Source organism: Pandoraea sp. B-6, assembly GCF_000282835.1.
GTDB classification, from domain to species: Bacteria; Pseudomonadota; Gammaproteobacteria; order Burkholderiales; family Burkholderiaceae; genus Pandoraea; species Pandoraea cepalis.
The window spans coordinates 43,862-54,468 of record NZ_KB290563.1 but is presented as its reverse complement, the minus strand read 5'-3'; the positions used below and the strand labels follow the sequence as shown (position 1 = coordinate 54,468).

At 65.9% G+C, this 10,607-nt stretch carries 10 protein-coding genes; 4 read left to right on the top strand and 6 right to left on the bottom strand.

Annotated elements, in window-relative coordinates; translation table 11 throughout:
* The 3 genes from A985_RS0122675 to A985_RS0122665 all read left to right on the top strand — a co-directional run.
* On the top strand, nucleotides 1–229 hold a 229-nt coding region (locus tag A985_RS0122675), incomplete at its 5' end, for an NAD(P)(+) transhydrogenase (Re/Si-specific) subunit beta (protein WP_017235670.1).
* 102 nt (nucleotides 230–331) lie between these two features.
* A complete protein-coding gene (locus tag A985_RS0122670; RefSeq protein WP_017235669.1) occupies nucleotides 332–1,093 on the top strand; it encodes a 5'-methylthioadenosine/adenosylhomocysteine nucleosidase in 762 nt (253 codons plus the stop codon).
* A 134-nt stretch (nucleotides 1,094–1,227) separates the two neighbouring features.
* Entirely contained in the window at nucleotides 1,228–2,343 is a 1,116-nt protein-coding gene (locus tag A985_RS0122665; RefSeq protein ID WP_017235668.1) for a hypothetical protein, read from the top strand.
* Nucleotides 2,344–2,422: 79 nt separating this feature from the next.
* Here the strand turns inward: A985_RS0122665 and A985_RS0122660 are convergent, their stop codons facing one another.
* From A985_RS0122660 to edd, 5 genes are all read right to left on the bottom strand, one after another.
* Nucleotides 2,423–3,754 (bottom strand): class I SAM-dependent RNA methyltransferase, encoded by a 1,332-nt coding sequence (locus tag A985_RS0122660; protein WP_017235667.1) that lies wholly within the window; start codon nucleotides 3,752–3,754, stop codon nucleotides 2,423–2,425.
* Nucleotides 3,755–3,803: 49 nt separating this feature from the next.
* A complete protein-coding gene (locus A985_RS0122655) occupies nucleotides 3,804–4,337 on the bottom strand; it encodes a gluconokinase (protein ID WP_017235666.1) in 534 nt (177 codons plus the stop codon).
* Between the two features lie 70 nt (nucleotides 4,338–4,407).
* Complete coding sequence (locus A985_RS0122650) at nucleotides 4,408–5,763, bottom strand: GntP family permease (protein ID WP_017235665.1); 1,356 nt, start codon at nucleotides 5,761–5,763, stop codon at nucleotides 4,408–4,410.
* 104 nt (nucleotides 5,764–5,867) lie between these two features.
* On the bottom strand, nucleotides 5,868–6,494 hold the full coding sequence (gene eda / locus A985_RS0122645; RefSeq protein WP_017235664.1) for a bifunctional 4-hydroxy-2-oxoglutarate aldolase/2-dehydro-3-deoxy-phosphogluconate aldolase: 627 nt from the start codon (nucleotides 6,492–6,494) through the stop codon (nucleotides 5,868–5,870).
* 36 nt (nucleotides 6,495–6,530) lie between these two features.
* Nucleotides 6,531–8,363, bottom strand: a complete 1,833-nt coding sequence (edd, locus tag A985_RS0122640) for a phosphogluconate dehydratase (RefSeq protein ID WP_039830735.1) — start codon at nucleotides 8,361–8,363, stop codon at nucleotides 6,531–6,533.
* A 301-nt stretch (nucleotides 8,364–8,664) separates the two neighbouring features.
* On the opposite strand from edd, the gene A985_RS0122635 reads away from it, so the two are divergent.
* Nucleotides 8,665–9,510, top strand: a complete 846-nt coding sequence (locus A985_RS0122635; RefSeq protein ID WP_017235662.1) for a MurR/RpiR family transcriptional regulator — start codon at nucleotides 8,665–8,667, stop codon at nucleotides 9,508–9,510.
* A gap of 61 nt (nucleotides 9,511–9,571) precedes the next feature.
* Here the strand turns inward: A985_RS0122635 and A985_RS0122630 are convergent, their stop codons facing one another.
* Nucleotides 9,572–10,552, bottom strand: coding sequence for a bifunctional glyoxylate/hydroxypyruvate reductase B (locus A985_RS0122630; protein ID WP_017235661.1), 981 nt, complete (start codon nucleotides 10,550–10,552; stop codon nucleotides 9,572–9,574).
* Between the last annotated feature and the right edge of the window lie 55 nt (nucleotides 10,553–10,607).

Genomic DNA, 10,607 nt, shown 5'->3' with positions numbered 1-10,607 from the left:
CGGCGCGAACGACGTGGTGAACCCGGCCGCGAAGAACGATCCGACATCGCCGATCGCCGGCATGCCGATTCTCGAGGCGTACAAGGCCAAGACGATCATCGTCAACAAGCGTTCGATGGCGGCGGGTTATGCCGGTCTCGATAACGAGCTGTTCTATCTCGACAAGACCATGATGGTGTTCGGCGACGCGAAGAAGGTCGTCGAGGAAATGGTCAAGGCCGTCGACTAAGGCGACACGTTCGCCATCGGCCGGACTGCGGGGCTGCACGGGAAGGTGACCGGCAGCCCCGCGCTACAATGCGCGCTCCTCATTGCTCCCAGGAACCGCGCCATGACGCTCGGCATTGTCGCCGCTCTCCACGAAGAAATTACCGATCTGCTCGCCGAGATGGCGCCCGGCGCGCACGTCGAGTCCATCGGTATGCGCGACTACCACATGGGCAAGCTGCATGGCCATGACTGTGTCGTCGTGCTCGCACGTGTCGGCAAGGTTGCAGCGGCCGCCACGACCGCCGCGTTGATTCACCGGTTCGCGATCGACGAGCTCGTTTTCACAGGCGTGGCCGGCGGACTCGCGCATGGGTTGTCGGTCGGCGACATCGTCGTGGCCGACACGCTCGTGCAGCACGACATGGACGCCAGCCCCCTCTTCCCTCGTTTCGAGATCCCGCTGCTCGGACGCAGCGCCTTCGCCAGCGCACCGCCGCTGCGCGACGCCCTTGCGAAAGCGGCGCGCGACTGGCTCGCCGAGGAGATGGCGACGCAAGTGCCTGTCGCGCTGCGCACCGAATGGCAGATGAGCGCCCCACGCGTGCACGTCGGGCAAATCGCGAGCGGCGATCAGTTCGTCTCCAGCGCGGGCGAGGTCAGCCGGCTGCGCGACGCGCTGCCGCAGACCCTCGCCGTGGAGATGGAAGGGGCCGCCGTGGCACAGGTGTGTCATGAATATGGCATCCCGTTCGCCGTGATGCGCACCCTCTCCGATAGCGCCGACGACACCGCGCACGTCGACTTTCCACGTTTTCTGCGCGAAGTGGCCAGCCATTACTCGCACGGCGTGCTGCGCCGTTTCCTGACGCAACGGCCGGCCTGATCGGGCGCCGCCTCGCCGTCGGCCCCGCGAGGCGTCCGTCCCCGTTTAGACAACTCCGGCGAACGATCTCGACACCCGGCGACGACTGCCTTACGGACAATGCCGTTTCTCGCATTGTCCGAAGGAGAGTTTCGATGAACGTGGAAAATCATCATGCCGGCACAGGCGCAACGGCGCGTCTGAGTACGCCGGCATTGGCGCCGATCTATCGAACGATGGCCTGGAGCGACGTCGTCCAGATCCGCGCCCTCAACCCCAAGTGCAATCCGACGAAAGAGGCGATCACGGTGGCGGCCGAGCACCCGGATTGCGTGTTCGGACGCGAAATCGCGCCGTACATCGGCAAAACGGCCATCGGCGAACCGGCACGCAATGCACAACAGCAAACGGCGCTGCGTCGGCTCGCCGTGCTGGAAGACCATGAAGTGACGGTCGATTCGCTCAGGGATACGGGCTTGCCCACCGCCATTGCCGTCGATCTCGTGCAGCGGCTGAGCGTACGTCCGATGGGTTGGTCCCTCTTCGAGCGGCTCGTGATCACGCCGACGCTGAACGACTGGGCGCGATCCGTACTGGAACGCCAGGACCCCGTTCACGTGGCCGACGACGTGCTGACGCTGCGCATCCTGCAGGCGTTCGGTCACGACGTCGCCGTGCCGTGGACGTTCGACGTCACCAACAAGTGGGTGTACTTCTACAGCGTATCGTCGGGCGACACGGGGTGCCTCACGCGACTGCTCAATACGGCGACACGCGATCGACCGGACGACAGCGTCCGGCGCGAAGCATGCCGCAAGGCCTATCAGGCGCTGGCGTATACGCATTTCGGCGCAGACGGCCAGCTCTGGCCGCATTGGGAAGCGAGAGACGACACCTGGGAGATTTACCCGGATCCGCGCGGCGAAACCTTCCGTGACGACATCGTGTCCGAGAACGCCATCACCTGCGAGACGGAGCGGTGGCTCCGGAACGTTACACCCGTCGGATTCATGAACGTTTCCGGCCACTCGCCGCGCACCGGCCTCGACTACGACAGCGATCTGTCGGACCCGGACAACGTGACGTGCGATCCAGAGCGCGCGCGGGTCTCGCCGAGCGAACTGCGCGTGCGCCTCGCAACGCTGGCGGCGCAGCGACGCGGGGAGACGCAAGCCGCATCGGCGGTATCGCTTGCACCACCTGCACCACCTCCATCACTTGCCCCCCCTTCAGCCAGGCGGGTCGCCTGGTCTCCCGCCACCGACCAGTAGCCACGACGCGCCCGTCGCGCACAAAGCAAAAGACCGGCGGCCGCCGGTCTTTGTCGTAACGTCGAACGAGACGATTCGCTTACGCTTGCGGCGCGCCCGCCTCGTCCTTGCCTTCGCTCTTGCCCTCACTTTCCGCGCGCTTGCGCACCGAGCCGGCAATCAGGTCGAAGCGGAACAGACGGCATTCGAGCGCGCCGTTGAACAGCGGCGTACGACGCGATTCGCGCAGACGCATCTGTCCGGGCAGACTCATGTCGGCCGTCAGCAGATAGGCACTCCAGCCCGTAAAGCGCTGCTTGAGCGCGTCGCCGAAGGCGCGAAAGAATGCCGCGTCGACACCGTCAGGCTGATTGCGCTGGAACTGACCGCCGCGATTGCCCTGCATGTCCGGCGATTCGTCGCCGTCATCGGCGTCGCGCGATCCGCGACGTCCGCGCACTTCGATACGCTCGCCGTACGGCGGATTGGCGACGATGATGCCGGGTCGATCCACCGGGGGCGACATATCGCGCGCATCCACCTGCTTGAGGCCGATGTCGCCCACGCCCGCACGCTCCAGGTTGGCGCGGGCCTTGGCCAGCATGTCGCCCGAGATATCGCTGCCGAAAATCGTCGGCGGCACACCGCGCACGCGGGCATCGCGTTGCGCTTCGGTGGCCTGCACCTTCAGCGCCTGCCATGCCGTGATGTCATAGCCCTTGAGCTTCTCGAAGCCAAAGCGGCGCTCGGCACCCGCGGGCACGCCCAGCGCAATCTGCGCCGCTTCCGCGAGGAAGGTGCCGCTGCCGCACATCGGGTCGTACAGCACCATGTCGGCCGCCGTGTCGGTGCGCCAGCCGGCCAGACGCAGAATGCCCGCAGCCAGATTCTCGCGCAGCGGGGCCGCCCCCTTGTCCAGGCGCCAGCCGCGCTTGAACAGCGCTTCGCCCGAAGTATCGAGATAGAGGGTAGCGTCGGTGGCGGTCAGGAAGGCGAACACCCGCACGTCGGGCTGCGACGTATCGATGTTCGGCCGCGCGCCGGTCTTCTCGCGCAGGCGGTCGCACACAGCGTCCTTGATCCGCAGCGTGACGAATTCGAGGCTGCGCACCGGCGCCTTGATGCCGGTGACGTCCACGCGCAGCGTCTGCTGAGACGAAAACCACTCTTCCCAGCGCTGACGCAAGGCGAAGTCGTAGATGTCCTGTTCGGTGCGGTACGCCTGCTGTGCGATGCGCAGCAGCACGCGGCTCGCGATGCGCGAATGCAGGTTGGCGGCCATGCCGGCGGCCCACGGACCGGCGAAATGCACGCCACCGGGCACCTGCTTGCCCACCGACACGGGCGCCAGACGTCCCAGCTCTGCCAATTCGGCGGCGAGCGCCTCTTCCAGTCCGCGAGGACAGGGCGCGAAGAATTCGAAGGAAGCCATTTCGATGCGTACGACCGGCACGCGAAGTGCCGGCGGAGGGAATAAACCGCTATTGTACGCGCGCCGACCCGGCCGGCGTCAGCGCCGCGCCACCGGGGCAGGCGGCGAGTTTGTGCAACAGCGTCTCGACGATGGCGTCGGGCGACTCGCGGATGTCGATCACCAACGCGTCGCGCGGTTCTTCGAGCGTGTCGAACTGGCTTTGCAACAGCGCCGGGTCGAAGAAGTGCCCGCCACGCGACGCCAGGCGCTCGCCGATCACCTCGGGGGCCCCCTTCAGGTAGACGAACACGACGTCGCCGTCGTGCTCGCCCAGCACGTCGCGATAGCGCGAGCGCAACGCCGAACACGCGAACACGTGGTGACGCCCCGCCACGCGGCGCGCGACGATCGCCTCGCGAATCGCCGCCAGCCACGGGGCGCGGTCGTTGTCGTTAAGCGCCTCACCGCGCCGCATCTTTTCGATGTTCGCGGCGCTGTGAAACGAATCCGCGTCGGAAAACCCGCAGCCCAGACGCTCGGCAAGTCGTTGCCCGACCGTGCTCTTGCCGCTGCCCGATACGCCCATTACCACGACGATCATGGCTCGCCTCCTTGTAACCGGCTGACTCGCGTCAGCGTATTGACGCTGTTGCACGCCCTGCATCGCTACCTCACACCACCGTGGCGAGGCCGAGCGTCAGCAGCAACGCCACAACCGAAATGATCGTCTCGCACACCGTCCAGGTCTTGAAGGTCTGCGGCACGGTCATGTTGAAATATTCCTTGACCAGCCAGAAGCCGCCGTCGTTGACGTGCGACAGGATCAGCGAGCCCGCGCCCGTGGCCAGCACCATCAATTCCGGTTTCACGGTGGCACCGGCGGCCGCCGCGATCGGTGCGACGATGCCGCACGCCGTGGTCATGGCCACCGTGGCCGAGCCCGTCGCGATACGAATCAGCACCGCCACCAGCCAGCCCAACAGCAGCGGCGAGAGGTGGGCGTTCGTCGCGACATCGACGATCGCCTTCGACACGCCGCTGTCCATCAGGATACGCCCGAAACCGCCACCCGCTCCCACCACCAGCGTAATCGTGGCGATCGGCGCCAGACACTCGTTGGTGAACTTCAGGATGTGGTCGCGATTGAAACCGCGCTGCTTGCCGAACGTGAAGAAGCTCACGAGCGTGGCGATCAGCAACGCCATCACCGAGTTGCCGATCAGGCGCAGAAATTCGTTGGCAAACGTCTTCGGCGCGAAGAACAGGTCGGCCCAGCTACCGATGAGCATCAGGATCACCGGCAGCAGGATCGTGAACAGCGTGATGCCGAAGCCCGGCAGTTCGTTCAGCGCACGGTCCTTTTCGACGAACTGCGAGAGCAGCGGATTGTCCGGATTGGGCACCACGTGGCGCGCCATGAGCTTTGCGAACAGCGGGCCGGCAATGGCCGCCGTCGGAATGCCGACGATCAGCGCGTACATGATGGTGTGACCGATGTCCGCGTTGTAGGCGGTCACGGCGAGCAACGCGGCCGGGTGCGGCGGAATCAGGCCGTGCACGACCGACAGGCCCGCCACCATCGGAATGCCCACGAGCACCATCGACGTACCGGTCCGCTTGGCGACGTTGAACGCAATCGGAATCAGCAGCACGAAACCGACTTCGAAGAACACCGGCAGACCGACGATGAACGCGATCACGACCATCGCCCAGTGCACGTTCTTCTCACCGAAAGCGCCGATGAGCGTGCGCGCAATGCGTTCGGCCCCGCCCGACTCGGCCATCATCTTGCCGAGCATCGTGCCAAGCCCCACCACCAGCGCAATGTGCCCCAGCGTGTTGCCCACGCCTGTCTCGAACGCCTTGACGATTCCCCCCATCGGCATACCCACCGCCAGCCCGAGCACGAGCGAGACGACGATCAGCGTGATGAACGGATTCAGTTTGAAACGCGCGATCAGCAGAATCAGCGCGATTACCGCGACTAGCGCGTACACCAGCAGCAAGTTGCCTTGCACCGCGACCATGGGGGGTCTCCTCGTTTGGCTAGATGGGCGAATGCCCGAAGGGCTTGCGCCCGATTATTGGAATTGTGGGATGTGATGCGTTGCTTCGATGAAACCGGTGTTGCCTAGCGGCGCGGCAAGGCAGTCGCCGCTCGCGCGAGACGCGTAATGCCGTCCCAGTCCTGCGCGTCCACGAGCGCCTTGGGGGTGAGCCACGATCCCCCCACGCACACCACATTGGGTTGCGCGAGATACGACGGCGCCGACTCGGCGCTGATACCGCCCGTCGGGCAGAAACGCACGTGCCGGAACGGCCCGTAAAGGGCCTTGAGCATCGGCACGCCCCCCGACGGTTCGGCCGGGAAGAACTTCACCGTGTCGTAGCCATCGGCGAGCGCCGCGAGAATGTCGGACGGCGTCACCACGCCCGGCAGCAACGGCAGACCTGCTGCCTTGGCCGCCGCGCCCAGCGCGCTCGTGTAGCCCGGCGAGACGCCGAAGCGCGCGCCGGCCGCCACGGCCTGCGCCATTTCTTCCGGGCGTGTGAGCGTGCCCACGCCGACAATCAGTTCGTCGGACAGCCCCGCCACATGGCGAATGACGTCCATCGCGGCCGGGGTGCGCAGCGTGATTTCGAGGACCCGCACGCCGCCCGCGAGCAGCGCGCGCGAGACCTGCTCGCCCTGCTCGACGCTGTCGAACTGGAGCACCGGAACCACGGGGCCGGCACGAACGATGTCATTGATGTCCATTACGTTTTCCTTGAATGCAGCGACGTGACCGGCACGTCACTCAGAACCGAAGAACACGGACGCGCCGGCTTCAGCCGCGCCCACCGCCGCGCGCATGTGACCGAAGAGCAGACGCCCGGTGTCGTCGCCCGAGACCGGCACCTCTGCCATCTCACGCGCCTCCCATACCTGCGGGGCCACCTCGGCGTGCAGCATGCCGGCGTTCGCGTCGAGCACGATCAGATCGCCGTCGCGCACCCGTGCCAGCGGGCCGCCGCCCGATGCTTCGGGCGACACGTGAATCACGGCGGGCACCTTGCCCGAGGCGCCGGACATCCGACCATCGGTCACGAGTGCCACCGCAAACCCTTCGTCCTGCAAAACACCGAGCAGCGGGGTGAGACGGTGCAGCTCGGGCATGCCATTGGCGCGCGGCCCCTGGCCACGCAGCACCACGACCACGTCGCGACGCAATTCACCGGCGTCGAACGCGGTCTGAACCGCTTCCTGCGACGCAAATACGCGTGCCGTTGCGGCCACGCGCCGATGTTCCGGCTTGACCGCCGACACCTTGATGACGCCGCGTCCCAGATTGCCGTGCATGAGCCGCAATCCGCCATCGGGGGCGAACGGTTCGGCATGGCCGCGCAGGACGTCACGATCACCACTGTAGGCGCTACCGGCGCGCCACGCCAGTCCATCGGGCGACAGCCACGGCTCGGCGCGGTAGCGCGCGAGGCCCGGACCGGCCACGGTCTTGACGTCGTCGTGCAGCAGGCCGGCGTCGAGCAATTCGCCGATCAGGAAGCCCATGCCACCCGCCGCGTGGAAATGATTCACGTCGGCCTTGCCGTTCGGATAGACGCGCGCCATGAGCGGCACCACGGCCGACAACGCGTCGAAATCGTCCCAATCGATGATGACGCCCGCCGCGCGGGCCATCGCCACCAGATGGAGCGTGTGATTGGTGGAACCGCCCGTGGCCAGCAGGCCGACGATGCCGTTGACGACGGCACGCTCGTCGACCACATGGCCGATCGGGGTGTAGTCGGGCGTGTCGGCGCCGATGGCCAGCACGCGCGCGAGGGCGGCGTCGGTCAGTGCGTCGCGAAGCGGCATGTGCGGATGCACGAAGGCCGCGCCCGGCAGGTGCAGGCCCATGATTTCCATCAGGAGCTGATTGCTGTTGGCGGTGCCGTAGAACGTGCAGGTGCCTGCACCGTGATAGGCCTGCGACTCGGCTTCGAGCAGCGCGTCGCGGCCGACCTTGCCCGTGGCATATGCCTGGCGGATCTTGGCCTTCTCGTCATTCGACAAGCCGCTCGCCATCGGACCAGCCGGCACGAAAATCGTCGGCAGATGACCGAATTGCAGGGCACCGATCACGAGACCCGGCACGATCTTGTCGCAAACACCGAGCATCAGCGCGGCATCGAACATGTTGTGCGAGAGCGCGACCGCCGTGCTCATGGCGATGATCTCGCGCGAGAACAACGATAGCTCCATGCCCGCGTTACCTTGCGTGACGCCGTCGCACATCGCCGGCACTCCGCCCGCGACCTGCACCGTGGCGCCGAGCTTGCGCGCGGCTTCGCGCAAACGCGCCGGATACGACTCATACGGCTGATGTGCCGAGAGCATGTCGTTGTAAGCCGTGACGACGCCGACGTTCGGACGACGCTGTTCGCGCAGGACGAGCTTGTCATTGGCCGGCATGGCGGCGAATCCGTGCGCCAGATTGGCACAGGACAGCGCGCCGCGCTGCGGGAAGCGTCCGGCGCTGGCGTCGATGCGGGCCAGATACGCCGCACGCGTGTCGCGGCTGCGCGCGGCAATGCGCGCCGTGACGGCCATTACGGTCGGGTGCAGGGGCTTCTTTTGCTCAGACATCATGCCGGGGAACGGAAATTGCGACGCACCCAGGGTAGGTGCGATTCGGAGCGGAGTTTAGTAGAAATTCTACATCGCATCAATCGAAAGACATCGGCATCCGGGCTTGTCCCTAGTGTTATCCAATAGTTACGTCGAATTTTACCGCATCAAGAAACATAACCCCATAATATGAAATGCTGATTTCCTGTAGTTTTTGTACATTCTCGCCGCAACATGCACACGTGCCGATCCGCGCCCGCACTGCGGCGCCGGGACCTGCGGGTGCTATAGTGGGCGCCTGCTTTTGTCGACGCCTGCCATGCTGAACCGAATCAAAGCCACGCTGACCCAATTGCGCCCGTCCGAGCGCAAGCTCGCGACCTATGTGCTGGATGCGCCGCGCGAAGTCGTCGATCTGTCGATGAACGAACTCGCCGAACGCGCCAGCGTCAGCCAACCGACAATCGCCCGGTTCTGTCAGGCGGTGGGTTGCAGCGGCTATCGGGAGTTCAAGATCCGGCTGGCGCAGGGCATCGCGCAAGGGGTGCCGTTCGTACACCGCGACGTCCGCCCCGACGAACCGGTGCCGGGCATCGCCAGCAAGGTGCTCGACCGCACCATCGGCAGTCTCATGCAGGTTCGCAACAATCTCTCGCCCGACAGTATCGGGCAAGCCATCGAGCTGCTTGCCGGGGCACGGCGCATCGAGTTCTATGGCGCGGGGGCGTCGGGGATTGCCGCACAGGACATGCAGCACAAGTTCTTCCGGCTCGGGGTGCCCGCCGTGGCATATAGCGACCCGCATGTCTACGGAATGTCGGCCGCGCTGCTGCGACAAGGGGATGTGGTGGTGGCAATCTCCAACACCGGGCGCACGCAGGATCTGCTTGAAGCCGTCCAGTTGGCGCGAACGGCGGGCGCGAGCGTGATTGCAATCACGCACAGCAACTCGCCACTGGCGCGGCAGGCGAGCGTCGCGCTCTTCGCCGATGTCGACGAAGACACCGACGTCTACTCGCCACTGACCTCGCGTATCGCGCATCTCGCCATTGGCGACGTGCTCGCCGTGGGCATGGCGCTGCGCCTGGGCGATCGCCTGCCCGCCCAACTCGCCCGCGCGAAGGAAGTCATCAATCGCCGCCGGACGACGAACGAAGGGCGATAGCCACGGCTATCGCCTCACCCTCGTCATTTCGCATCGCTTAAGGTCAGCGCCTATGCCGCGCTCAGCGCTGCTGTGCCTGCGGATTGACGGCGTTCTGTAATGGCTTGCCGGTCAGCGCAGCAACGAGGTTGTCCGCCGCGCACGCGGCCATGGCATGGCGCGTCTCGTGTGTTGCCGAACCGATATGCGGCAGCGCGACCACTTGCTTCATCTTCAGCAGCGGCGAATCGACCGACACCGGCTCGCGCTCGAACACGTCGAGGCCCGCCCCACGCAGATGGCCCGACGCCAGCGCATCGATCAGCGCCGCCTCGTCGATCACCTTGCCGCGCGCCGCGTTGATGAAAATGGCGCCCGGCTTCATCTGCGCGAATTCGTTCGCTCCGATCAACCGTTCCGTCGCCGGCGATAGCGGTACGAGCGTCACGACAAAGTCGGCTTCGGCCAGCAACGCCGGAAGTGCCCGGTGCCGAGCGCCGTAGGCCTGCTCCGCAGCCTCGTTGCGCGAACGGTTGCTGTACAACACCTTCATGCCGAAGCCGAGCGCGGCACGACGCGCGACCGCGCCGCCGATGCGGCCCATGCCGACGATGCCAAGCGTCTTGCCTTGCACGTCGGTACCGAAATGTGCCTCGTCGAGACTCGCCGTCCAACCGCCCGACTTCACCAGTTCGGCCAGTTCGACGACGCGCCGGGCACTCGACAGAATCAGGGCGAAGACGGTATCCGCCGTGGTTTCCGTCAGCACATCGGGGGTATTCATCAGCACGATGCCGCGACGCGTGAGATCGGCCACGTCGAATTGATCGTAGCCCACGGAAATGGTGGCCCAGGCCTTGAGCCTGGGTGCGGCGTCCAGCAATGCGGGCGTGACGTTCATGCCCCCGCCGATGGCGCCCTCGGCGCGGCCCAACGCCGCCAGGAATGCCGCGCGATTGCCGTCGTTCACCCCGTCGAATTCCGTCAGCGTAAAGGTTTCGGCCAACCGCGCGCGCACATCTGGCGGCACGCTCTTGTACAGCACCACTTCCGGAAGACTCATCCTCTTCACTCCTTGGGAGGTTGCCGCTACCCGCACCCGCGGGCACCGGACGACA

Coding starts and splice junctions, on each gene's coding strand:
- A985_RS0122665 (WP_017235668.1), top strand. CDS start 1,228: ATGAACGTGGAAAATCATCATGCCGGCACAGGCGCAACGGCGCGTCTG.
- A985_RS0122630 (WP_017235661.1), bottom strand. CDS start 10,552: ATGAGTCTTCCGGAAGTGGTGCTGTACAAGAGCGTGCCGCCAGATGTG.
- A985_RS0122670 (WP_017235669.1), top strand. CDS start 332: ATGACGCTCGGCATTGTCGCCGCTCTCCACGAAGAAATTACCGATCTG.
- edd (WP_039830735.1), bottom strand. CDS start 8,363: ATGTCTGAGCAAAAGAAGCCCCTGCACCCGACCGTAATGGCCGTCACG.
- eda (WP_017235664.1), bottom strand. CDS start 6,494: ATGGACATCAATGACATCGTTCGTGCCGGCCCCGTGGTTCCGGTGCTC.
- A985_RS0122650 (WP_017235665.1), bottom strand. CDS start 5,763: ATGGTCGCGGTGCAAGGCAACTTGCTGCTGGTGTACGCGCTAGTCGCG.
- A985_RS0122635 (WP_017235662.1), top strand. CDS start 8,665: ATGCTGAACCGAATCAAAGCCACGCTGACCCAATTGCGCCCGTCCGAG.
- A985_RS0122655 (WP_017235666.1), bottom strand. CDS start 4,337: ATGATCGTCGTGGTAATGGGCGTATCGGGCAGCGGCAAGAGCACGGTC.
- A985_RS0122660 (WP_017235667.1), bottom strand. CDS start 3,754: ATGGCTTCCTTCGAATTCTTCGCGCCCTGTCCTCGCGGACTGGAAGAG.